This window comes from Actinocorallia populi, assembly GCF_002995495.1.
Lineage (GTDB): Bacteria > Actinomycetota > Actinomycetes > Streptosporangiales > Streptosporangiaceae > Actinocorallia > Actinocorallia populi.
The window spans coordinates 108,005-129,472 of the sequence record NZ_PVZV01000009.1; the positions used below are offsets into that span (position 1 = coordinate 108,005).

Consider the following 21,468-nt stretch of genomic DNA (forward strand, 5'->3'; position numbering starts at 1 on the left):
GGTGGGACGATCACAACCATCGACACTTGTGCCCGCCTACCCGATCGGCGACATCTGCTATATCCGTGTACACTGAACCATGTTGGTTGGTACTCAGCACCCAGGGCAGGCATCAGCCACATGAGTTTAGATCTCTAACGGGAGCGATATGTAACGGAGCGGGAAGCGTCCAAGGCGCACAAGCCATTGCCTGTTCCCTTATCGCGAGGAGGCCAGTTTGCAGAAGGACAGGCCTAGCGTCTTAGTGCTTCTATCGGTTCTATCCGGCTGGCGCGTAGTGCCGGATAGAGTCCGGCGAGAACGCCCGTCGCTGCTCCTATGAACGGTGCGGGCAGTACTGCGGCGGGTTCGAGAATCGGGGTCCAGTTCTGGAGGACTGCAGTGGCTACTACCACGATGACACCCAAGCCCGTGCCGACGAACCCGCCCAACAGCCCTAGAGTCGCCGACTCAGTGAGGAATTGTGCGGCGATATGCTGGCCTCGAGCGCCAAGACTGCGTCTGAGGCCGATTTCAGCCGTGCGTTCCATGACAGCCACGAGCGTGGTGTTGGCGATGCCTACAGCACCGATGACGAGACAGATACCAGCCAGGGCAAGGAAGAGAGTGTCGAGGTCCGTTCCCACCTCCTCTCTGAGCTGTCGAGGGTCCGGCGGAACGGTGACCTTGAACTGTTCGGGTCGTTCGGGGCGGAGCGCTAGGGCAGCCTGCGAGCCGATGAGTTGCGCCGCTCCCAGTTTGGTATCGACTAGCATCTTGGGTGGATCGCCCGCGCCGGGATCGGGACGCTCCCAGAGTTCGGCCGCCGTGGCGTCAGGGACGATAACGGAGAGCAAGGTCTCGGGATGGCGATCGACGTCGTCAATGATACCTATGACGGTCAGGGCCGTTGATCCGACGAAGATTGCAGATCGGCCGTCTACCGTGGTGATGCCCAACCGCGCAGCAGCCGCTCGACCCAGAACGCAGACCCGCTGGCGGTTGCGCTGGTGGAAGGCGTCGTAGAGCCGCCCCTGCCCCAGTCGAGCGTGGATCGCGGTGAGATAGCCGGGACTAGCCGCCAGTACGGTCAGTGGCTCGCCCTCTATTTCTTCTGCCAAATGAGGTGGGCGGGCCGACACTAGGGTGCCACCGTCGCCTGTCCGCGGTGACCAGAACACCCCGGCTGCGCGTACCCCGTTCAGCGCGGTGAGGCGCTGTTCGGCGTCGGAAGGGAATGAGGTATTACCCTTTGCCGGATCGGAGGAGACATCCTGAACCAGCACCTCGGTCGCGGCCAATGCCGTGAACCGTTTGGAGATCTGTCCAGAGGTCGTTGCGGTTAGGCCCAGTACCGCGACGAAAGCTGCCACACCGAGTAGGGTTCCCAAGACCGTCAGCGCGCATCGGGCAGGCCGGGCCAACATTGCGGCCACGGCCTCGAAGAGAGCATCCAGGACCAGAAGCCGGGTTGGTTCGACCATGCGGTTTCGGTTGCGGCGCCAAGGCATCCGGATCGTCATGGTGATTCCTTCCCCGCTGTCTGCTGCGTGGCCTCGGCTCGGAGCGCGGCAGGATTTGCCTCATGCAAGTGCCCGTCCCTGATCACCACGGCACGCTGTCCTCTGGCGGCGACTCCTGGATCATGTGTGACGACGACCAGCGTGAAGCCGTCCCGGTGTAGTGTGTCCAACAGTTCGAGAACGGTTTGAGCGGTCCGGCTGTCCAGGTTTCCAGTCGGTTCATCGCACAGCAGCAGCGAGGGCCGGTTCACCAGCGCCCGAGCGATGGCGACTCGCTGACGTTCTCCACCGGACAGCAGCCCGGCGAGAGAGTCCGCCCGGTGAGCGAGGGCGACCCGCTCCAGCATTTCGCCGGCCAAAGACCTCCTTCTCCGTCTGGGTATTCCGGTGTAGAGGAGGGACAGCATGACGTTCTCCACCGCGCTGAGGCGGGGCAGCAAATGGAACGACTGGAAGACGAATCCGATCCTGCGACCTCTGAGAGCGGTCCGGTCACGTTCGTTGAGCGATGCGGTGTCGATCCCGTCGAGTCGGTAGATTCCCGAGGAAGGACGGTCCAGCAGTCCCGCGACGTTGAGGAAAGTGGATTTTCCCGATCCAGACGGCCCGACGACTGTCACGTACTCGCCCGGCATGATCGTTAGATTGGCTGGTGACAGTGCTATCACCGGTGGCGGCCCGGGGTAAGTGCGACTTATTTCTTCGAACCGGATAACCGGGGTCACTTCGCACCTACGACGACTTGGTCGCCCTCGGCGAGCCCGGTTCCCGATATCTCCACGTATCCGGTGCCGGTAGCCCCGGTGGTCACGGTGACGCGGGTCTGCCTGCCATCCGGTGCCATCTTGATCACCTGGGTTGACCCGTCGGCCGCCGCGTAGATCGCGGATGCAGGAACCACCAGCACTGGTCCATCGGTGGGCGTCCCGTCTATCGACACCTGGACTTCCTGTCCCGTGAGCCGCGTGCTTAGCGGTTTGAGGCTCCGCACGGTGATCGGATGGCCTGGTTCTTGTTGTGGTTCTGTTTGCTCTTCGGAACCCTCCGGTGAGGTGGGCTCGGGAACGGAGTACGGGCCGATGGACCGTACTGAGGCTTTGATGGGTGTGCCGGATGCCGGTGAGGCGATCTTTGCCTGACTGCCGGCCTTGACCAACCGACGATCGGAGGGCTGTAGTGAGCCGGTTACAACCAGCTCTCCGGTGGCCAACCTCAACAAAGTTCCCTTCACTTCCGAGCCGAGAGTCGCTTTCACTTCGAGGACCCGTGCGGGGAACTCTGGTACGAACACGACCTCACTCGATCGCAGCACGACGACTTTCCGGGGTCCAATGGGTTTGCGGGTGCCCGTCGTGTGAGGGCCGTTTGGGCTTTCAAGGGCGTCAGCGGCTTCGAGGGCTGGTTCGAAGTCTTTGTCGATGAACAGCTGCTTCACCGCAGCTTGGGTCGAGGCACCGTAGACTCCGGTGGAGTCAGCTACCGAATATCCGGCTTCACGCAACCCCTGTTGCAACTGCTCGACGTCAGCCCCCTTGTAACCGTTCTTAAGGTCCCGATACGCGGGCACAGAGCCCCTCAGCGCAATGACGGGACGGCCGGAGATGACCGCCACAACGTCTCCAGGACGTATTCGTTGTCCTGAGCGGGGCGGGGGGGCCGAGACCACGAGCTTCTGCACTGAATCTGGTGCCACCGGTGAGACTTCGACGGTTCGTCCGGGGGTCACCGTCCCCCTGAAAGATACGGTCTCCCGCAGTACACGTTTTTCGACAGGAGCGGAGATGATTGAGGGATCCGGCGGCCTTGCCTCAGCTGCCACCTGTTCGGATGATTTTACCCAGGTCGCAGACCCAAGGCCAGCGATGGATATGCTCGCTGAGGCAAGCAGAACGGCTATGAGAGGCCATCGACGCTTCCGATTCGTTGGCTTATTCAATCTTGTGACACCCACATTCACCTCAGTCTAGAAAGCGGTGAGAGCAAAGGAGTACCACATGGTGGCGAGTTCAGTAGTCGCAGGTGGAGCATGCCCTCCTGTGGCGCAGGTCACATTTTAAGATTTAGGCTGGAGCTCTGCATGGATGAGCTGGGATTTTGTTCTGAGCACCATGGCTGACCTGTTGATCTACAGTTATTGACCCGAGAAAAAATCGAGTGATAATTTCGCTGCGTACTTCCTGTACCCGCTCCGGCTGAGGCCACCGATGCTTCCGACGGCTCTCTGCGGCCCCAGCCGGAGCAAAGCGAAGGGATTCTACACATGTTCTTCAAGAGGTGTGCTGCGGTCGGCGCCCTTGCCCTGGCCGGATTCGGCATCACCGCCGGAACCGCACAGGCGCTGATGACCTACCACGGCGACGACTTCACCAACGGCTCCAACTCCTCCACCATCATCCCGCGTGACATGGAGTGCGACGGTAACGGCGTCTACTCCAACACTCACAGCAAGAACTTCGGCTGGATCAAGGAGTGGGACGGGAACGGAAGCCCGTGCAACGGTGGTGATGGTGGCAACGTGCACCTCCACCCGGCAGGGGTCTACTCCTTCAACACCTGTGAGGACCACGTCGGCTGCAGCGGCCGAGCTTACTGGTAAGCAAGTCACATGTCCTTCCTTATGCGCCTTATGGCTCTCCTTGTCTTGGCTATGGGCTTGGGGTGGGCCACCGCTGCCGCAGTAGCCGTCTCTTCCGAGCAGGAACGTATTTCTACTCGGATACCCGTCCAGATAGATCATGGGGGAACGGGGCGGATCGTCATGCGTCAGGAGGTAGCGGAAGGACGTAGATTCACTATCGTGCTCACAGAGTCCCGGGGGGCGGCGTCCCCGCCCCCCGGGCTTCGAAAATGGCCTGCTGACGGCGAGGTGTTCGTGTCGCCGGCACTTCAGTCGGCAGTTCCCGGAATAGCAAAGCGTTACGGAAATCCGGCGGGGATGATCGATCCTCACGGTTTGGCGCACCCCGGAGAATGGCTTGTCTATGTGGGTGCTTCGCTTGAACGGCATGACGTGATTCGGGTGGATGGATTCGGTGGACCTTCGGGGAAGGCTTTTCCGATGGAGCTTGATTCGCAAGACGGTAGCCTCGGGTCCGAGATCTATTTTGTGATGATCATTCTATTTCTTGCCTTGGTTATCTGCTCCTTGCGGCTTATTCGTAAAAATTCGAGCCGAGGTCTGCTTGCTTCGGTGCTGGTCGCCGGTTATGCGGTACCGCTGCTGATGGCTGCGGCAGGAACCAGGATCCCTCTACCCCTGGTTGATTACGTTGTCTTCTGGAGTTGATGTGCGTAAGATTTCCGCGGTTCTGCTGGCCGGAGCGTTGGTGACGGGTTGTGCGGACTCGGAGGCGATGAAGGGTGAGAGTTCAGGAGAAGTGCGCTCTATCTCCTCGATCGATGAGATTCGGTTGCCACTGGACGCTTATCAGCCCGAACACCAGAAGATTGTGACCTTCTTGAGGGCGCAGGAACTGCTGGAGCGAGATTGCTTGAAGAGGTTCGGCATTAATCGCGTACCGCGCAGCGATGCATATTATGAGACCTTGGCTGCGAGCGCTTCCCCTTCGCTCTCTCTCTGGCTGGGAGTAACCAGTGAAGAACTGGCCGGCAGAGACGGCTACGGAGTAGATCCTGTAGAGGTTCTGGTGCAGGAGGATAGTGGAGCACCTCCAGCAGAGCAGAGGGACGTTCTTGAAGGGAGGATCGCCGAATACTCGGGACAGCCTGTGCCGGAGAGAGGCTGTACCGGAGAGGCGGTGGACAGGCTCGGATTGACCGGTACGAGCGTCGCACCGACTTCAGTGGACAATCTAGGAGAGGGGAGCCTTAGAACGCTGGCGAACACCTCGGCCCGATCAGATCCCCAAATGGAGAAGCTGAACAAAGCCTGGAATGACTGCATGAACGAGGCTGGCTATGAGGATCTCCGTGCTCCGGGGCCAAGATATCAGCGTTCTCTTGGAGAGTCGATATCGACCAAAGAGCAACAAATGGCTTTGGCGGATGTGAAATGCAAGAATAAATTGAATTATATGGGGGTCTGGTCGGCGGTTCAAGGGCGATATGAGCAGCAACTAGTAGACAAAAATTTTGAGGTGCTGGAGCAGCGTAAAAAGGTGGTCGATGACCAGATTCGACGTGCTACGCAAATTCTCGGCACTGGCTCGTGAGCGGAAGGGAAAAAACCGGGGCTTTTCTGGGCGCAGTGGGTCTGCTGGCGCTGAGTTGGACCCTACAGGGCAGGGGGTGGGCGGATGCCGTAGCGGCGGCTGCTGGAGGGCTGTTGTTGCTCAGCGGAGCCCTTCTGTGGTCGCTTCCGAACCGGATTCGTCTGCAAGCCTGGGCTTGCGGAGTCCTGGCTGCGGCGTCCATGGTGCTGCCGATCTACGCCGCACCGATTACGAAAGGGGAAGTGGCAGCCCGCGAGGCCGCGCGGATTGTTGGGGATGGCCTTGTGATGGTTCGGCCTCTTAGGACAGTGGACGGCACGGTGGACAGTGAATGGCGCCGAATGCTTGCAGAACGTCACCCGATGATCATTATTGGTGTAGGTGAATACTGGTATGCGGACTGCGACGTTCTGGAGTACCTGGGCCCCTTTCAAGAGGGATGCCCCAAGGAGCCGACGCCGTTCGAAGCTGCCTATCGGCAGACTGCGCTGGTCAGGACAGCGGTAGCCTGGCTGGGGAGAGGTGGGATGACTGTCGGCTCTGAGTATTCCCCTGATGAGATCGTTGGTTACCTCGTTTTCAACCAAACAGGAGTAGACGGATACCGAGAGATCTCGGCTGCGGCTTATGCGGCCTTCTCCGCTCCTTGGATCCAGCGTCCCGGTGATCTGTGGCTTGGCGCAGGTTATGAAAAAGACCAGTGGGCCCAGCGATTCCGGTTGTTGGGCTTGGTGACGTTGTGGAGTTTCGCTTTGGTGGCTGCAGTCTTCGGCGCGAGATGGTTGATCGTCGGCGGAACCGCAGCGGGTGTGGCGATCGGTGGCTGGGCCTGGTATTTGGCACAGACAGGACGCCCTACCGCCGACACCGGCCCCTGGACCTTTGCACTCTGGGCACTCAGCGGGGTTCTGATTCTCCAAGTGATAGTCGCCGGACTCCGAACGAACCAGCACACATGAATATTTAGCAGGGGCGAGATGAAGCGCTTCGGGTCTGATGGAGACTGGTCTGCCCCGAGATATATGGAGTCGGGTTGCTGGACTTCATGCCACGGTGGGTATTTTCTCGAACTGTATCGGGGTGGACATGTCCAGGGCGCTGTGGCGGCGTCGGCGGTTGTGCCAGATCTCCAGGTACTCGAAGATCGCGTTGGCGAGCTCCACCCAGGTGTGCCAGCACTGCCGGTCGAGGAGTTCGACCTGCATGCAGGACCAGAACGACTGACTCCATCATCGCGTTGAATCGCTTCAGGCAGCGCATGATCTCGAGTTTGACTTTCTTTCCGCGGTGCGTCGCGCGGCGTATTCGCTGGTCGGTTGGTGGAACCGCATCCGGCTGAAGGCGATGCGATGCAAAGCAGCAGCCTCGATCTTTCATAGGGTCGGTCAAGTCGCGTAGCGACCTGACCGACCGCTGTTTCCAGCGGTAGTTCAGCTTGGTTGCCCGGCTGTCGACTTGGGTGGGCGGGGTTCCATGGGCTCGGGTGGTCTCCTTCCTGATGTTGCAGGGACGGTTGGTGCTGGTCAGTGGGCCGGTAAAGCCTGTAGTCGGGTGATCGCGCTGATGATCAAGTCGGTCCAGGGTCAGGTCCGCCGCGGACGAAGCGTGCGGCGCAGGAGAGCAGCCGCAGGCGCAGGCGTTTGGCCTTCCAGCGGCAGGCCGGGTGCTCGGGCAGGGCGAGTAGTTGCGCCCGGGCCAGGAGTTTGCAGGCCAGTGCGACGAGCTCGCACCAGATCTAGTTTTGGGTGAAGTCGTGCAGGGGCAGGTTCCGCAGCCCGGTGTCCTTCGCGCATCGGATGCGGTCCTCACAACGTGCCCGCCGCCGGTGCCTCAGTTCGAGGTCGGCGAGCTGAGGCACCGGCGGGCGTTGGTGACGAACACGGTGAAACGGTGCCCGTCCACGTTGGTGAACCGCAGCTGGGCTCCGGGCGCGGGCGTTCCCGGCAGACGATGACCCGCATCCCCTGCGGTCAGCCGGACGAGTCGAGTAAGCCGGTGAACTCCGCGACCCACGCACCCTCCCAGACTTGGCGGCCGGCGTCGTAGGCGGCCTGCCACTCGGCCTAGGGGAAGGCCCCAATCGCGTTCTGGAGGTCTTCGCCGAGCGTGAACCCGACCGAGTAATCCAGACGCCGGGCGGCCAACCACGCCAGGAACTCGTGCGTGCCGCTGCCGGAATCGGCGCGCACCAGCACCCGCCGCCTGCGCGCATTCGGCAGCTGGGCGAGCGCGAGTCTCGTGGTCTCGATGTGGTCGGCGGTGTTCGGCCCCGTCCTTCCTTCGCGCAGCAACACCGCCAGAGCCTCGCTCTCGCCTGCCGGGCCGTGGTCGGCGAACGCCGTCAACGGGTGAAAACCGAACGTCTTCTTCCAGGTCGGGGTGGCCTGCTCTTTCTCCGGGTGGACGATCACGATCGTCGCGTCGGGTCGACCGGGACCAGATCGCCGTCGGTTCCGGAGTCAAGGACTATCTAATCTTTGGCCAAGACTTGCACTCTGCTCCCTCAAGGGATGGCTACTCGCCGGGCGTGATCTTCAAAGCTTGACTTTGATTCGCCCCAAGATCGACAAAAAGGAGTACCCCCAACGGGATTCGAACCCGTGCTACCGCCTTGAAAGGGCGGCGTCCTAGGCCACTAGACGATGAGGGCGCATGAGTGTGCTCAAGACCAGCATAGGGGACGGGGGCCGGAGACGTGTAATCGGTTTGGGGGTCATGGGGTGGGTGGGGGGTTTGTGGGGGTTGAGGCTGGAGTGGTGGCGGGGGCGGTGGGGGTGGCGGCGGTGGGCGGGGTGGAGGTGAGGTGGCGTTCGACCTGGACGGACTGTTCGCCGAGGCCGCCGAGGGTGAAGTCGTCCCAGGCCTGGAGGGTGAGGGTCTCGCGGTTGAAGTAGAGGAGGCTCAGTTCGATGTTGGTGGGGGTCTCGTGTTCGAGGGAGCGCAGGCCGGCGCCGCCGGTGCTGCCCTGGACGAAGAGGCGGGTGCCCTGGGGGAGGAGTTCGGTGGCGCGGCGGTGGGAGTGGCCGGAGAGGACGAGGGGGGTGGCGCCGTCGAAGGCCTTGGCCTGGTTGCCGTCGTGGATCACGGCGACGTGCGGGGGCTCGGGGGCGGTGCGCAGGGGGGCGGCGAGTTCGGTGCCCTCGGCGAAGAGGGCCTCGGGGGTGAGGGAGTCGTCGGCGGTGGTCTTGTCGGGGGTGAAGCGGGGGTCGCCGGCGCCGTAGATGCGCAGGCCCTCGACGGTCTTGGTCTCGTTGTCGAGGACGACGGCGTTCTTGTTGCGGGCGACGGCCTCCTGGGTGCCGGGGGAGTCGTGGTTGCCGCGGACGAAGACGTAGGGGACGTCGCCGAGGGTCTCGATGTTGTCGGTGAAGCGGTCTTCGGCGCGGGAGCCGTGGTCGGTGAGGTCGCCGCTGTCGATGATGACCTCGACCTTGAACTGGGTGGTGATGGAGCGGATCACGTCCCAGGCGATGGGGTTGAGGTGGATGTCGGAGACGTGCAGGACGCGCAGGGTGGACGGGTCGGGTTCGTAGATCGGCAGGGTCGAGGTGGTGGCGTACAGCTCGGAGACGTTGCCGACGAGTTTGGCGAGCATGCCGCGGTACTCGTCGAAGCGCTGGACGACGGTCTGGACGTCGCCGACGAGCTGGGGGGCGTTGGCGAGCAGGCCGGTGTAGCGGGGTTCGGCGACCGAGGACGGGCGGAACGTCAGCCACGCGGCGGCGCCGAAGGCCGAGAGGGTGACGGCGGCGGCGGTCAGGGCGGCGAGGGCGGGGCGCCAGGCCCGGTGGACGAGCAGGGCCAGGACGAAGGCCAGGACGAAGGCGGTGAGGGCGCCGCGGACGGCCATCCACACCAGGCCGTGCCGGAGCTGGTCGGTGATCTTCTGGGAGAGGGCGTCGATGGCGGACGGGTCGTTGATGAACGACTCGGTGTCGGCGGGGCGGAGCTGGCTGATCTGCGCCTTCAGGACGACCGGGCCGCTGTGGGAGTCGAGGCGGATCGAGCCGAGCGGCGGGACGTCCACGACGGTGCCGCCGTCCCAGGCCAGGGTGAAGGACAGGGAGGCGTCGGCGGGGCCCACGGGGGTCTGGATGCGGCCGCCGAGCAGCAGTCCCGCCAGGGCGCCCGCGACGCCGATGAGGACGAGGGAACTCCAGCGGGCGGTCCGGCGGTTGAAGAGGCGGTGGAGGAGGCGTTTCATGGTCGAGGTTTCCGCGGTGGAGTTCGAGGGGCTGGTGTCGGAGGCACTGGACACGATCCCTCCGGATCTGACGAGGTTGATGAAGAACGTCGTGGTCGTGGTGGTCGATCAGGCCCCCGAGGAGGGGTTGCTGGGCCTCTACACCGGTGTCCCCCTGACGGAGCGCGGCGACTGGTACGCAGGAGTCCTGCCCGACCGGATCGAGATCTACCGTGAGGAACATCTCGCTTTCTGTACGGATAGGGACCATCTGCGCGAAGAGATCGCCGTGACGGTCGTGCACGAGATCGCGCACCACTTCGGAATCGACGATAGGCGACTTCACGAACTGGGATGGTGACTCCCAGTCCAGAGAAAAGTACGTTAGGTCATCGCAAGGCGACGCTACGTGATTTGATGAGGGGGTCGGGCGACCTAGAGAGCGGGGTATGGGCAGGCACAGACGGCCGCCGGAACGGCAGGCGACATACCGCGAGGTCTTCGCCGTCGTGGAGTTCCGCCGGTTGTGGTCCGCCCAGACGCTCAGCTCGGTGGGCGACCAGTTCGCCCAGGTCGCGCTGGCCGTCCTGGTCTACGACCGCACGCAGAGCCCGCTGCTGACGGGCCTGGTCTACGCGCTGACGTACCTGCCGCCGATCATGGGCGGCCCGGTGCTCAGCGGGCTGGCCGACCACTTCCCGCGCCGCCGCGTGATGATCGTCTGCGATCTGCTGCGCGCGCTGCTCATGGGCCTGATGGCGCTGGGCGAGATGCCGTTCGCCGGCCTGTGCGTCCTGGTCTTCCTGACGGTCCTGCTGGGCTCGCCGTTCACCGCGGCCCGCGCCGCCCTGCTCCCGGACATCCTCCAGGGCGACCGCTACGTGCTGGGCGCGGCGGTCAACAACATCACCCACCAGGGGACGCAGATGCTCGGCTTCGTCGCGGGCGGCGCGCTGGTGGCGGTCGTGGGGACGCGCGAGGCGCTGGGACTCAACGCGCTCACGTTCCTGTTGTCGGCGCTCGTCCTCACCGGCATCGCGCGGCGTCCCGCGCCGGAGCGCAGGCACGGGGAGCTCCGGTTGTGGCGGAGCACGCGGGAGGGCGCGGCGCTCGTCTTCGGCGACCCCGCCCTGCGGAGCCTGGTGGGCTTCGCCTGGTTGTGCTCCTTCTCGACGATCCCCGAGGGGCTGGCCGCGCCGTACGCGGCGACGTACGGCAAGGACGCGATGTACGTCGGGGTGTTGATGGCCGCGATGCCGGCGGGGACGGTCGCGGGCAGCTTCGTCTTCTCCCGGTTCGTCCGGCCGTCCAGCCGGGTCCGCTCGATGGGCTGGATGTCGCTGCTCTCGTGCGCGCCGCTGATCGGCTGCGCGCTGGAGCCGCCGTTCGCGGCGACGGTGCTGCTGTGGGCGCTGGCGGGCGCCGGCGCCGCCTACCAGCTGGCGGCCAACACCGCGTTCGTGGCCGCCGTGCCGCCGGACGGCAGGGGGCAGGCGTTCGGGCTGGTGCAGTCGGGCATCCTCGCCGGGCAGGGCCTGGGCATCCTGGTGGGCGGCGCGCTCGCCCAGGTGATCGGCCCGCAGAAGGTGGTGGCGCTGGCGGGCGCGGTGGGGCTGGCCGCGGCGACGGTGCTGACGATGACGTGGACGAACGTCCGCGTCGGCGTGATGAAGGCGATGTTCACGCCCGCGAAGAACGGGCGGGTCGAAGCCTCTCTGTGAGGTCGCGTTCCGTTTCCCCGGCCTTCACGCCACGGCCCTTTCCGCCCAGCACGATCACGTCCGGAACTTCGAGTTTTGGAGCGTGCCATGACCCTCGACCGACGTGACCTCCTGCGGGCGGGCCTGCTGGCGGGCGGCGCCCTCGCGCTGCCGGCCGGCGTCGCCGCCCCCGCCTTCGCCCGCGCCCGGCCCGCGATCACCCACGGGGTGCAGGCCGGCGAGGTGACCGGCGGCGGGGCGCTGGTGTGGACGCGGGCGGACCGCCCGTCCCGGATGCTGGTGGACTACGGCACCCGCCCGGACTTCAGGGGGCACCGGACGGTCCGCGGCCCCTGGCTGAGTCCCGGCACCGACCTGACCGGCAAGGTCGCCCTGCGCGGGCTGCCCGACGGCCGCCGGATCCACTACCGGGTCCGGCTCGACGACGGGCGCGTCACGTCCGCCCCCGAGACCGGCTCGTTCGCCACCGCCCCGCGGCGCGGCCAGGACGTGCGGTTCGTCTGGGGCGGCGACCTCGCGGGCCAGGGCTGGGGCATCAACGAGGACTTCGGCGGCTACCGCATCTTCAACGCGATGGCCGACGTGAACCCCGACTTCTTCCTGTGCAGCGGCGACTGGGTGTACGCCGACGGCCCGCTCGCCGAGACCGTCGCGCTCCCGGACGGGACCGTCTGGAAGAACGTGCTGATCGACGAGAAGGCGAAGGTCGCTGAGACGCTCGCCGAGTACCGCGGGCAGTTCCGCTACAACCTCATGGACGCCAACCTGCGCGCGTTCAACGCCCGCGTGCCGATCGTCTACCAGTGGGACGACCACGAGGTGACCAACAACTGGTACCCGGGGGAGATCCTCGACGACGCCCGGTACACCGAGAAGAACGTCGACGTCCTGACGGCCCGCGCGCGCCGCGCCATCGACGAGTACCTGCCGATCGACCTGGACAAGCCGCTCTACCGGAAGGTCTCCTACGGGCCGCTGCTGGACGTCTTCGTCCTCGACATGCGCTCGTACAAGAACAAGAACACCCCGAACCTCGAGACGGACGGCCGCGGCCTGCTCGGAGCGGAGCAGAAGCGCTGGCTGACACGTGAGCTGCGGCGTTCCAAGGCCACCTGGAAGGTCATCGCCAACGACCTTCCGGTCGGCCTGATCGTGCCCGACGGCACCGCTCAGGAGGGCGTCGGAAACACGGACAGCGGCCTTCCGCTGGGCCGCGAACGGGAGATCGCCGAGGTCCTGCGCGACGCGTACCGCAACGACGTGACGGGCATCGTCTTCCTCACGGCGGACGTCCACTACACGGCCGCGCACTACTACGACCCCGCGAAGGCCTCCTTCAAGGACTTCGCGCCGTTCTGGGAGTTCGTGGCGGGCCCGCTCAACGCCGGTACGTTCGGCCCCAACACTCTGGACGGCACGTTCGGGCCCACTCAGGAGTTCTTCAAGGCCGGTCCTCGCGCCAACGCCAGCCCCGCCGAGGGCGCGCAGTTCTTCGGCGAGGTGGAGATCGACAGCCGGTCGAAGGCGTTCACCGTGCGGTTGCGCGACCTCGACAACAAGGTGCTCTACACCAAGACGCTGACGGCCTGAGGCCGCGCCCGGCCTCCCGCGAGGGGCCGGGCAAAGCCTTCCCTTTCTCCCGCTTGTCGCGTTGAGTCCCGCCCTCCGGTCCGCGATCTTGGCCGTGACCGCGAGCCTGGAGCGTGCCGATGACCCTCGACCGACGTGATCTCCTGCGGGCGGGCCTGCTGGCGGGCGGCCCTCTCGCGCTGCCCGCCGCCCCCGCGTTCGCCCGAAACCGGCCCGTGATCACCCATGGCGTGCAGAGCGGCGAGGTCGACGGCGGACGCGCCCTGGTGTGGGTGCGCGGGGACCGTCCGTCCCGGATGGTGCTGGAATACGGCACCCGTCCCGACTTCAAGGGCGGCCGGACGATCCGGGGACCCTGGCTGACCCCTGAGACGGACCTGACGGGCCGCATACGGCTCAAGGGGATTCCCGCCGGCAAGCGTGTGTACTACCGCGTCACGCTGGACGACGGGCGCGTGACGTCGGCGCCGGAACCGGGTGCCTTCTCGACGCCTCCGGGCAAGGAGCGGAACGTCCGCTTCGTGTGGGGCGGTGACATGGCGGGCCAGGGCTGGGGCATCAACGAGGACTTCGGCGGCTACCGCATCTTCAACGCGATGGGCGAGCTGAACCCCGACTTCTTCCTGTGCAGCGGCGACTGGGCGTACGCCGACAGCCCGCTGCGGGAGACCGTCACGCTGCCCGACGGCGGCGTGTGGCGGAACGTGATGACGCCGGAGAAGGCGAAGGTCGCCGAGACGCTCGACGAGTACCGCGGGCAGTTCCGCTACAACCTCATGGACGCCAACCTGCGCGCCTTCAATGCCCGCGTACCGATGCTCTACGACTGGGACGACCACGAGGTGCGCAACAACTGGTACCCCGAGATGATCGTCCACGACCGGCGCTACACCGAGAAGAACGTGCGCGTACTGGCGGAGCGCGCACGGCGCGCCATCCAGGAGTACCTGCCGATCAGCGCCCGCTCGACCATCTACCGCAAGGTCTCCTACGGGCCGCTGCTGGACGTCTTCGTCCTCGACATGCGTTCGTACCGCAACAAGAACGGCCCGAACCTGGAGACGGACGGTCCTGGGATTCTCGGAGAGGACCAGACGCGCTGGCTCATCCACGGCCTACGGCAGTCCAAAGCCGTCTGGAAGGTCATCGCGAACAGCATTCCGCTCGGCCTGACGGGTGCCAAAGGCAGGGACCAGGACGGCGTGGGCAACAGAGACGAGGGTCTGCCGCTCGGCCGGGAGCGGGAGTTCGCCACGATTCTGCGCGACGCCTGGCTGCACGGGGTGACGGGAATCGTCTTCCTCACGGCGGAGGTGCATTACGCCGCGGCCCTCTACTACGACCCCGCGCAGGCGGCTTTCAAGGACTTCGCGCCCTTCTGGGAGTTCATCGCGGGCCCCCTCAACGCGGGGACCTTCCGGCCCACCAGGTTCGACTCGACGTTCGGGCCGACCACGGTGTTCATCAAGGGGGCTCCCCGCCATGGCGCCGGCCCCCTCGACGGCGCCCAGTTCTTCGGCGAGGTGGAGATCGACCGCCACACGGAAGAGCTCACCGTGCGGCTGCGGGACCTCGACAACCGGGTTCTCCACACCCAGACGTTGTCGTCCCGGCTCTAACCGGGGCCTCCAGGGCGGGGGCCCGGAAGGCCGTCGTGCGGGTCACGGCTGCTGCTTCTTGGTGAAGGCGTCGGAGGCCTTGTCGATGGCGTCCTTCACCTCGGGCTTGCTGAACCAGCGCTGGGCGGGGGACTGGTCGGCGTCGTCGGCCGGGAGGAGGGCCCAGGCGACCAGGTACAGCAGGGGCACGGCCAGGCCGAGGCCGATGATCCCGCCGATGACGGAGACGCCGGCGACGGACAGGCGGACGATGTTGAGGTCGAGGTTGGTCCGGTCGGCGATCGTGGTGCAGATCCCGCCGAGCATCTTGCCGTTCATCTTGCGGTTCAGTGTGGTTGCCATGTCTTAAGAGTGCCCGTTCGCGGGCCCTGTCCACATCGGGGAGCATCCCTGGTCCGACCCTGACCCGGACCCCTGAGTAAATTAGCGGCGGTAACCAGAGGGAGGTTCGGAATGCACGTCCTACGGCTCGACGATCAGCTCTCCGACGAGGAGAGGATGGTCCGCGACAGCGTCCGGGCCTTCCGCACCGGCTCCGTCGACCCCTACGTGGCGGACTGGTTCGAGAGCGGCACCCTGCCCGTCCGGGACCTCGCCCGGGAGATCGGCAAGCTGGGGCTCTTCGGGATGCACCTGCAGGGGTACGGGTGCGCGGGACTGAACGCCGTCTCGTACGGGATCGCGTGCCGGGAGCTGGAGGCCGCCGACAGCGGGCTGCGCAGCTTCGTCTCCGTCCAGGGCTCCCTGGCGATGGCGGCGATCCACAAGTACGGCTCGGAGGAGCAGAAGCAGCGCTGGCTCCCCGGCATGGCGGCGGGCGAGCTGATCGGCTGTTTCGGGCTCACCGAGCCCGACCACGGCTCCGACCCCGGGTCGATGCGGACGTACGCGCGGCGTGACGGGCAGGACTGGGTGCTCAACGGCGCCAAGATGTGGATCACCAACGGGTCGGTGGCGGACGTCGCGGTCGTCTGGGCGCGCACAGAGGAGGGGATCAACGGCTTCCTCGTACCGGCTGGGACCCGCGGGTTCTCCCGTACGGACATCACGAAGAAGCTTTCGCTGCGCGCTTCTGTCACGTCGGAGCTGGCTTTCGACGAGGTAAGGCTGCCGCCGGACGCGATCCTCCCGGCCGCCAAGGGGCTCAAGGCGCCGCTCGGCTGCCTCTCGGAAGCACGCTTCGGGATCATCTTCGGCGCGATCGGCGCGGGCCGTACGTGCTACGAGACGGCTGTGGAGTACGCCAAGTCGCGTGAGCAGTTCGGAAGGCCGATCGCGGCCTTCCAGATGACGCAGGAGAAGCTCGCGCACATGGAGTTGGCCCTCGGGCAGGCCGGGCTGACGGCGCTGCACATCGGGCGGCTGAAGGACGCGGGGAAGGTGACCTCCCAGCAGATCTCCTTCGGCAAGCTCGCCAACGTCCGAGCCGCTCTGGACGTGGCCCGCTCGGCACGGACGATCCTCGGCGCGAACGGCGTCACGCTGGAGTATCCGGTGATCCGCCACGCCAACAACCTGGAGTCCGTCCTCACCTACGAGGGCACGGAGGAGATCCACACGCTCGTCCTCGGTGAGGCGATCACCGGGATCGCCGCCTACCGGGGCTGACGGCCTTCGACGTCAGCACGGCGTGCCTCCTCGTCGAAGGCGGGCGCGTAGTACGGCATGACACCGGGCGCGTTCGGACCGAAGAGCGGTGGCGTCACGGCCGGTTCGGGTGAGCCGGGCTCGGGGATCGGGTCGTGCGTGGACGTCACGTACTCGTCGAGGTTCTTGGGGATGCGTGCTATCTCGCGTTCTTCCCATGCGGCGAGGATCGCGGCGGCCACGCGCAGTTCGGACTCCGCCGTCATCGCTCCGAGTTTCCGCGAGGCCTCCTCACGTGCCTCCACGAGCGCTCGGGACTGGCTGAGCTGCGATGTCTGCTGCAGTTCCAACGCCTGCTCGTGCGTCTCGGCGCGGAGCTTGCCGGTCGTGACGCTGCGTTTGGCGTGCTCTTCGGCGAGCTGCTCGTAGGTATTCGGCGGTCCGTACAGCTGCAGTATCTTCACGAAAATCGGCAGGCATTCGATGACGGTGAAGAGCAGGAAGAGCAGGATGCGCCAGAGGCCGAGCGTGAAATCGCCTGCCGAAGCGCGGTTGAGCGCGTCCAAGCGCACGAGAAGTCCAGTGTTGCCTTCGTTGGCCTGCTCGAAGGCCATCTGCTCGTCCGACTGGATCTGCCGCAGGTTCTCCAGTTGGGTCTGGACGCCCGGCAGCGTCTCGTTGGCCTCGCGGAGAGTCTGCTCCCGGCTGGTCTTCGATGTCGCCGTGATGTCGTCCCGACGGTCCTGGATCTGCTGGTTGATCTCACGGATCTGCCGTTCGGCCTCACGCTGCTTGGCCCGGAAGTTCTCGTACCGCGGCCCCGCGCCGGACTTGCGGCTCCCGTCACGGCACTTGTCGCCCGTCAGCTCGCACGTCGCGGCGTCGGCGTTCTCGTCCCGCGTCTTCTCCAGCGGGGCGAGCCGCTCGCGGAGCGCGACGATCTGCGGGTCCTCCTCGGGGTTCACGACGGTGCCGCCGCCGGCGATCGTCTGGAGCAGCGCGGCCTCCTGCTTCTCCAGCGCGTCGATCTTCCGGCCGACCTCGCCGTCGTCGAGATTGCCCTGGAAGCGCTCGGTCTGCTCCTGCCGGATCTTGTTGATCTCCGTCTCGATCTCCGGCTGGAAGATCCGCAGCACCAGCGGCGTGGAGATGATGAACCCGAACAGCAGCGCCATCAGCAGCCGGGGCAGCGCCACCAGCCACGCCCGGTTCCCGCGCTGGATCGACACGACCAGCCACCGGTCCAGGTTCAGGATGGCCAGGAACCACACCAGCGAGATCGGCAGCGCCGCGTACCAGGGCGCACGCAGCGCCATCTCCAGCGCGAAGAACATCGACACCCCGGCGAGCGTCGCCGTGGTCAGCACCGCGCCGCCGATGCCCTGGTACTTGGCCCGGTCCCCGGGCGCCTGCTCCAGAAGCGCGGGCTGGGCGCCCGACAGCCAGATCAAGGGGTGTCGCTTCAAGGCCGTTCCCGTTTTCGTGGCGGACGCGGAAGGGCGAGCACGGCTCGGGGCAGGCGGGGAGACGGCAGCCGGACGGCCAGATCGCGCCACAGGCCGCGGGGCGCGGCCACCTCGACGGCGGCCCTGGGCACCGATGCGGCGACCCTCGGCACGTGCAGTGTGCCGACCCGCGGCAGTGGATAGTCGTCAGGAAGAGGCATAAAGCCATCCAGCGGTCATTTGCCACAGCAACGAACTTCAGCACCATAACAGGGCATGCCTCTCGCCGGGAGGTGCGAAAGGGAACGCTCACCGCGCGGAGACCCGGACCCGTCCGGAGGCCCCCGGGTCAGGGGAGGAAGATGCCGTACTCCCGGATCTCCGGGGTCAGGTGCGGCGGCAGCGCGGCGACCGCGGAGAGCTCCTCGGCGGAGCTGAAGCCCACGACCTGCGACCTGACCTGCACGATGTGCTCGGCCATCTCCGGCGTGACCCCGGTGATGGAGGTGAGGACCTGCGCCGGCGCGTGGTTGACGTCGATGAGCCCGCCGTCGTCGTAGTGGCGGGGCAGGTCGGGCCGGCCGATGCGCAGGTCGCGGGCGAGCACCACGTCCCGCGCGTGCTCGCGCGCCTGCTGGCGGAGCTGCCGCCGCATGTTGGCCATCGCGATGGCCTGCGCGTTGCCGTTGAACCGGTTGACCGGCGGCGGCGTGAACCCCTGGTAGGGCAGGCCGCCCTGGGAGAGCCGCCCGTGCTGGTCGACCGAGACCGCGGTGCGCTTCTCCTGCTCGACGACCGCCAGGACGATCCAGATCGGCAGCCAGAGCCCGCAGAGCAGGAACGTGATCAGCGCGTGCGCGGCATGGTTGGTCTGCCCGCCCCGCACGAACACGACCTGGTTGCCCAGCCGCGACTCCAGCCGCCAGCCCATCGCCACATGCTGGCTGATCACCGAGTGGAGAACCGCCTCGATCCGGTCCTGGGGCAGGGGGGCGGGCTGGTAACCGGTCATGCCTGTTGAGACGCACGAAAGCGACCTTTGGTTCCATGAGAGCAACAGTCGTAGCCGACGCCCACGTCCTCCTCACGCGCCCCGACGGTCCGGGAGGGGCGCCGCTTCAGCGCCCGCGACCGACGCTCAGGAGTCGCGGATCAGCAGGAGCACCTGGTTCTGGGGGAGGCCGTCGCCGGGGAGGGCGAGGGCGATGAGGGCGCCGGTGACGGCGGCCGTCTCCGTACCGAGTCCCGGGTCGGAGAGGAGCGTCCGGGCGGCCAGGAGGCAGGCGCACGCGACGAGGAGCGTCCGGGGCTCCCCGGGGGCGCCGCGGCTCAGGGCTTCGGAGGCCAGGCGGTGGGCGTGCTCCAGCAGGAGCGGCAGAGCGGGTTCGCCGGTCGGGAGGCGGGCGAGGAGGTTTCTCAGGGCCCGGACGGGTTCCTGAGGGGGCGGAGCGGGGGTGAGCAGGGCGCGGAGGAAGTCCTCGAAGGAGGTGCCGGAGTCCTGCCAGGCGCTGAGGAGGGTGCTGCAGGCGGTGGTCAGGGCGGGGAGGAGATCGCGGTGACGGTCGCCCAGGTCGAGGCCGAGGGCCTGGGAGAGCGTGCGGGTGAGGTGGAGGGTGGAGCCGACGTCGTGAGCGGGGCGCAGGGCCAGGGACAGGGCGGGGTCGAAGGCGTGGGCCAGATCGAGGTCCAGGTCGAGGGTGGCGGCGAAGTCGTGGGCGAGGGCCAGGTCCGGATCGTGAGGGCGGTCGGGGCGCAGGTCCCGGGCGAGGGCCCGGACGAGGGCGCGGGCCGTGTCCAGGGCGCGGTCGCGGGCCAGGGCGGGGTCGGGGGCGGGGAGGTCGGCCCGTGCCAGGGCCTCGGCGAGGGCGGGGGAGCCCGTCAGGTCCAGGGCGGCGGCGAGGGCGCGGGCGTGGGCCAGGAGGAGGGAGCGGGTGCGGACCAAAGTGTCGGCGTGAGCCTGCTCCCGCGCGAGCGTGCCGGTCAGGTCGTGGACGGCGCCGGGGACGATCTTCATGGCGAAGTCGTGGGTGAGGTCGTGTTCCAGGGCGTGGAGGCGGGAGAGGGAGAGCTCGTGGGCGCGAGCCAGGTCGAAGAAGAGGCTGACGGAGAGGAGGAGGTCGAGGGTGCGGGCGAAACGCCTGGTGGTGGCGGGTGAAGGGGAGCCCAGGAGGCGGTGGCTCTGCTCCAGGAAGGCCGACGGGTAGCGGACGAGCTGGGCGGAGGTGGGGGAGTAAGGCGAGGGGACGGGGCCGGGCCGGTGGAGGCGGAGTTCCCCTTGGTGCTCTGTCCAGAAGGTGTGGTCGGCGGTCTCCGGGACTTGCGTGAAGGCGGGGTGGGCGGCTTCGGCGGGGGTGGGCAGACGGTAGGAGGTGCCGTCCTCGAACAGGCCGTTCAACCAGGTGACGAAGCGGACGGCGTCAGCGGCCTGAACGCCCGTCATGGCGGTGCGGTCGGGGCGATCGAGGGAGATGGCGCGGTCGGCGGAGAGGCGGTAGAGGGCGACCATGACGGGGCGGACGCACAGAGCCGTCGTGTCGTCGAGCCAGACGGTCTCCTGGAGGTTCTCGGCGGCGAGGACAGCGGCCGGGTCGTGGTCGACATGTTCCGGGGCGGGCGCGAGGTGCTCCTGCAGAGAGAAATGGACGAACGCGTACCCGTGTTCGCGCCGCACGAGTAGGCCGCTTTCGCGGAGCTCCTCCAGGAACACCTGCGGGGCTGGAGCGTCACCGCGAAGCTGTGATTCCGCATCGGCAGGCGAGATGTCGTAGGTCCGGATACGGGTCATGTGCAGTGCCAGACGGCGTGTGAGGAGGTCTTTCTCCTCGATGGTCAGGCCGCTGTGGCCGTCCGTACGTTCCAGCAACAGAGCGTAGAACTCGTCGTACAGGTCGTGGCGCGTGCTGGGCAGCCTGCCTTGGCTCTGGTACACGAAGGCGATCCAGGTGAGCAGCATCGGGTTGGTGGCGCAGTCGTACAGTGCGGGCTGCTTACGGAGAAGCTCCGGGAGTTCTTCCGCGCTGTGCCGGCGGCGGAGGAAGTCGGTGATCTGCGTGGGGGTGAGCCGCTGGAGGTGCAGCTTCTGGGCACCGAAGAGGAACTCGACGGCGCGGTCGTGCGGGCGTGCGCTGACGACGAAGGTGAGCTCGGGGTGGCTTTCGGTCTGCGCGCGTATCCAGGAAACGATCCTCAGGCGCTGCTGGACGTCGGCGATCTCGTCCAGCCCGTCGAGGAAGACCGTGCACCTGCCCCAGCGCAGCCTGCGCCGCAACCGGCGGAGAGGCAGGTGCTCGGCCGCGAGCTCCGCCAGGTCGGGCGGATTCTCGTCCAGCAGGGCGGCGGCGCGGTCCCGGAGGGACAACAGCAGGGGAAGGCGACGGAACCGCCACGGGAGCGGGCGTTCCCGGCTCATCGCGAGTGCCTGCCGGCGGAGCAGCGTGCTCTTGCCCGAACCGGGCTCGCCGCTCACCACGAGCGTTCGGCCGGGGGCGAGGAACGCGGCCAGGGGGGCCCTGCCCGGCGGGTCCGGATACGCGGCGGGCGGGCGGTCGCTGAGGGCGGGGACCGGTGGAGGCGCGGCCCGCAGGGTGCGCGATGACCGTTTCATGTACCACCTCCGGGTCTTCGCTACCTCTGATGCCCGGAGAGGGGT

Annotated in this window: 17 protein-coding genes, 1 tRNA gene and 2 pseudogenes; 9 read left to right on the plus strand and 11 right to left on the minus strand. The window is 66.6% G+C overall.

The features are described 5' to 3' along the window. Positions 1-233: 233 nt before the first annotated feature. From C2865_RS31675 to C2865_RS31685, 3 genes are read right to left on the minus strand one after another with little or no spacing between them, the layout of a single operon-like run. On the minus strand, positions 234-1,502 hold the full coding sequence (locus tag C2865_RS31675; protein ID WP_106402313.1) for an ABC transporter permease: 1,269 nt from the start codon (positions 1,500-1,502) through the stop codon (positions 234-236). After that, positions 1,499-2,227, minus strand: a complete 729-nt coding sequence (locus C2865_RS31680) for an ABC transporter ATP-binding protein (protein ID WP_106402314.1) — start codon at positions 2,225-2,227, stop codon at positions 1,499-1,501. Before C2865_RS31680 ends, C2865_RS31675 begins: the two co-directional genes overlap by 4 nt. Further along, positions 2,224-3,114 carry a peptidoglycan-binding domain-containing protein gene (locus tag C2865_RS31685; RefSeq protein ID WP_157963978.1) on the minus strand — a complete coding sequence of 297 codons (891 nt, stop codon included), beginning with the start codon at positions 3,112-3,114 and terminating at the stop codon, positions 2,224-2,226. Before C2865_RS31685 ends, C2865_RS31680 begins: the two co-directional genes overlap by 4 nt. A gap of 648 nt (positions 3,115-3,762) precedes the next feature. Here C2865_RS31685 and C2865_RS31690 point away from each other — a divergent pair. The 4 genes from C2865_RS31690 (at position 3,763) to C2865_RS39655 (ending at position 6,633) form a co-directional block, all read left to right on the plus strand. Beyond that, complete coding sequence (locus tag C2865_RS31690) at positions 3,763-4,098, plus strand: hypothetical protein (protein ID WP_106402316.1); 336 nt, start codon at positions 3,763-3,765, stop codon at positions 4,096-4,098. A gap of 201 nt (positions 4,099-4,299) precedes the next feature. Next, positions 4,300-4,788: a hypothetical protein gene (locus C2865_RS39645; RefSeq protein ID WP_157963979.1), complete on the plus strand. Its 489-nt coding sequence runs from the start codon at positions 4,300-4,302 to the stop codon at positions 4,786-4,788. Between the two features lies 1 nt (position 4,789). After that, positions 4,790-5,674, plus strand: coding sequence for a hypothetical protein (locus C2865_RS39650; RefSeq protein ID WP_157963980.1), 885 nt, complete (start codon positions 4,790-4,792; stop codon positions 5,672-5,674). A gap of 35 nt (positions 5,675-5,709) precedes the next feature. Beyond that, positions 5,710-6,633: a hypothetical protein gene (locus C2865_RS39655; protein WP_157963981.1), complete on the plus strand. Its 924-nt coding sequence runs from the start codon at positions 5,710-5,712 to the stop codon at positions 6,631-6,633. Between the two features lie 84 nt (positions 6,634-6,717). On the opposite strand, the pseudogene C2865_RS31695 reads toward C2865_RS39655, so the two are convergent. From C2865_RS31695 to C2865_RS31710, 4 genes and pseudogenes are all read right to left on the minus strand, one after another. Continuing rightward, positions 6,718-6,897, minus strand: a pseudogene (locus C2865_RS31695) (IS3 family transposase); the annotation flags it as partial. A 300-nt stretch (positions 6,898-7,197) separates the two neighbouring features. Next, positions 7,198-8,097: pseudogene (locus C2865_RS41085) on the minus strand (IS1380 family transposase); the annotation flags it as partial. Between the two features lie 154 nt (positions 8,098-8,251). Continuing rightward, positions 8,252-8,324 (minus strand) — tRNA-Glu (locus tag C2865_RS31705). Positions 8,325-8,387: 63 nt separating this feature from the next. Beyond that, positions 8,388-9,878, minus strand: coding sequence for a metallophosphoesterase family protein (locus C2865_RS31710; RefSeq protein WP_106402319.1), 1,491 nt, complete (start codon positions 9,876-9,878; stop codon positions 8,388-8,390). Between C2865_RS31710 and C2865_RS31715 the strand changes: the two genes are divergently transcribed. The 4 genes from C2865_RS31715 to C2865_RS31730 all read left to right on the plus strand — a co-directional run bounded on the left by C2865_RS31715 (position 9,877) and on the right by C2865_RS31730 (position 14,787). Then, complete coding sequence (locus C2865_RS31715; protein WP_106402320.1) at positions 9,877-10,218, plus strand: metallopeptidase family protein; 342 nt, start codon at positions 9,877-9,879, stop codon at positions 10,216-10,218. The two genes, C2865_RS31710 and C2865_RS31715, sit on opposite strands and share 2 nt — an antisense overlap. Positions 10,219-10,306: 88 nt before the next feature. Further along, positions 10,307-11,578 carry an MFS transporter gene (locus C2865_RS31720; RefSeq protein ID WP_106402321.1) on the plus strand — a complete coding sequence of 424 codons (1,272 nt, stop codon included), beginning with the start codon at positions 10,307-10,309 and terminating at the stop codon, positions 11,576-11,578. Positions 11,579-11,665: 87 nt separating this feature from the next. Continuing rightward, the gene (locus C2865_RS31725) at positions 11,666-13,168 is read left to right on the plus strand and encodes an alkaline phosphatase D family protein (protein ID WP_106402322.1); all 1,503 of its coding nucleotides are present in this window, start codon (positions 11,666-11,668) and stop codon (positions 13,166-13,168) included. A gap of 119 nt (positions 13,169-13,287) precedes the next feature. Then, the gene (locus tag C2865_RS31730; RefSeq protein WP_106402323.1) at positions 13,288-14,787 is read left to right on the plus strand and encodes an alkaline phosphatase D family protein; all 1,500 of its coding nucleotides are present in this window, start codon (positions 13,288-13,290) and stop codon (positions 14,785-14,787) included. 42 nt (positions 14,788-14,829) lie between these two features. On the opposite strand, the gene C2865_RS31735 is transcribed toward C2865_RS31730, so the two are convergent. Continuing rightward, on the minus strand, positions 14,830-15,129 hold the full coding sequence (locus C2865_RS31735; RefSeq protein WP_106402324.1) for a PspC domain-containing protein: 300 nt from the start codon (positions 15,127-15,129) through the stop codon (positions 14,830-14,832). Between the two features lie 111 nt (positions 15,130-15,240). Here C2865_RS31735 and C2865_RS31740 point away from each other — a divergent pair, with 111 nt between their 5' ends. After that, positions 15,241-16,395, plus strand: coding sequence for an acyl-CoA dehydrogenase family protein (locus C2865_RS31740; RefSeq protein ID WP_106402325.1), 1,155 nt, complete (start codon positions 15,241-15,243; stop codon positions 16,393-16,395). Here C2865_RS31740 and C2865_RS31745 read toward each other — a convergent pair. From C2865_RS31745 to C2865_RS41590, 3 genes are all read right to left on the minus strand, one after another. After that, positions 16,383-17,840: a DUF4407 domain-containing protein gene (locus C2865_RS31745; RefSeq protein ID WP_157963983.1), complete on the minus strand. Its 1,458-nt coding sequence runs from the start codon at positions 17,838-17,840 to the stop codon at positions 16,383-16,385. The genes C2865_RS31740 and C2865_RS31745 overlap by 13 nt on opposite strands. 328 nt (positions 17,841-18,168) lie before the next feature. Then, entirely contained in the window at positions 18,169-18,831 is a 663-nt protein-coding gene (locus C2865_RS40310) for a ComEA family DNA-binding protein (protein ID WP_198653747.1), read from the minus strand. Between the two features lie 126 nt (positions 18,832-18,957). Continuing rightward, positions 18,958-21,423, minus strand: coding sequence for an NACHT domain-containing protein (locus C2865_RS41590; RefSeq protein ID WP_106402327.1), 2,466 nt, complete (start codon positions 21,421-21,423; stop codon positions 18,958-18,960). Positions 21,424-21,468: the final 45 nt, after the last annotated feature.

Coding starts and splice junctions, on each gene's coding strand:
- C2865_RS31690 (WP_106402316.1), top strand. CDS start 3,763: ATGTTCTTCAAGAGGTGTGCTGCGGTCGGCGCCCTTGCCCTGGCCGGA.
- C2865_RS41590 (WP_106402327.1), bottom strand. CDS start 21,423: ATGAAACGGTCATCGCGCACCCTGCGGGCCGCGCCTCCACCGGTCCCC.
- C2865_RS31740 (WP_106402325.1), top strand. CDS start 15,241: ATGCACGTCCTACGGCTCGACGATCAGCTCTCCGACGAGGAGAGGATG.
- C2865_RS31675 (WP_106402313.1), bottom strand. CDS start 1,502: ATGACGATCCGGATGCCTTGGCGCCGCAACCGAAACCGCATGGTCGAA.
- C2865_RS31730 (WP_106402323.1), top strand. CDS start 13,288: ATGACCCTCGACCGACGTGATCTCCTGCGGGCGGGCCTGCTGGCGGGC.
- C2865_RS31710 (WP_106402319.1), bottom strand. CDS start 9,878: ATGAAACGCCTCCTCCACCGCCTCTTCAACCGCCGGACCGCCCGCTGG.
- C2865_RS31720 (WP_106402321.1), top strand. CDS start 10,307: ATGGGCAGGCACAGACGGCCGCCGGAACGGCAGGCGACATACCGCGAG.
- C2865_RS31735 (WP_106402324.1), bottom strand. CDS start 15,129: ATGGCAACCACACTGAACCGCAAGATGAACGGCAAGATGCTCGGCGGG.
- C2865_RS31715 (WP_106402320.1), top strand. CDS start 9,877: ATGGTCGAGGTTTCCGCGGTGGAGTTCGAGGGGCTGGTGTCGGAGGCA.
- C2865_RS40310 (WP_198653747.1), bottom strand. CDS start 18,831: ATGACCGGTTACCAGCCCGCCCCCCTGCCCCAGGACCGGATCGAGGCG.
- C2865_RS31725 (WP_106402322.1), top strand. CDS start 11,666: ATGACCCTCGACCGACGTGACCTCCTGCGGGCGGGCCTGCTGGCGGGC.